The sequence below is a fragment of the Blautia sp. DFI.3.45 genome (genome assembly GCF_020593505.1).
Classification (GTDB): Bacteria; Bacillota; Clostridia; order Lachnospirales; family Lachnospiraceae; genus Blautia_A; species Blautia_A wexlerae.
Genome location: NZ_JAJDMI010000135.1, coordinates 1 through 947 on the forward strand (window position 1 = coordinate 1; position 947 = coordinate 947).

General features: G+C 41.5%; 1 protein-coding gene. It reads right to left on the reverse strand.

The features are described 5' to 3' along the window. A partial coding sequence (locus tag LJE09_RS17245) for a tyrosine-type recombinase/integrase (protein ID WP_227311602.1) occupies nt 1-947 on the reverse strand: 947 nt, incomplete at both ends.

A 947-nucleotide genomic window follows, 5' to 3' on the forward strand; every position in this document is an offset into this window, starting at 1 on the left:
GTACACTCTGTTTTTCTCTTTGACCTCTTTGTAGTAGTTCGTGTGATAAAGTTCTTCGTACTGCATTCGATTTTTTAACTGCTCTTTCCGGGCATTACGGAAAATCTCTACCAGTGTATCTCCAAAATCAACAACCCTTACTTTTTTCCGCTTGGTTGGTCCGATGATATATTTGCGCTTTGAGCCATCATATCGGATGCTGCGTCTTATGGTAAGGCATTGTTCTTCCAGATTTACGTCCTGCCATGCCAAACCACAGGCTTCTCCAATACGAAGCCCGGCATAATAGGCTATCTGGATTGGAAGTATTGCGGCTGGGTTCTTTTTTTGCAGATAAGCAAGCAGTCTTTCATAATCTTCTCGTGAAATTGGTTGGACATTTCCGTCCATATCCTCATCAGAAAACAAATCCACTTCATCCGTCTGATACCGCAGTTTAATATACTGCATAGGATTGAACGTAATATACTGCTTTGGAAATACTGCAAAGCGGAATGATTGCTGCATGACTGCGGAAAAAGAATGGATGTAATCTTTGCTGTAACCCTTTCTCTCTTTTCCATCGGGATGAACTCCCCCGAAGGAAAGCAAATCGAAGAAAGATTGCAAATGTTCAGAGGTTACATTTTTCAGTTTACGTTCTGCCAATGGGTGTTTCTTAATATTTCGGATTGTTCCGAGGTAATTCTCCACCGTACCATTGCTGAGCGTACCTGTTTTTAATTCCTCCTCTGCCCACACATCCAAAAGTTGTCCGACTGTGAGATTTTCCGCTTTGGCAACAAATTTCTTTTTCTCATAATCATCCATTGCCTGACGGAGCAGTTTTTCAGTTTCACTTTTGCTTTCTGTTCCAACGCATTCTTTCTGAACAAGATTGCCGCTTGCGTCCTCTACATAGAAGCGGTAGTACCATTTCTTTCCTTTTTTTCTTACAGATCCTTTTG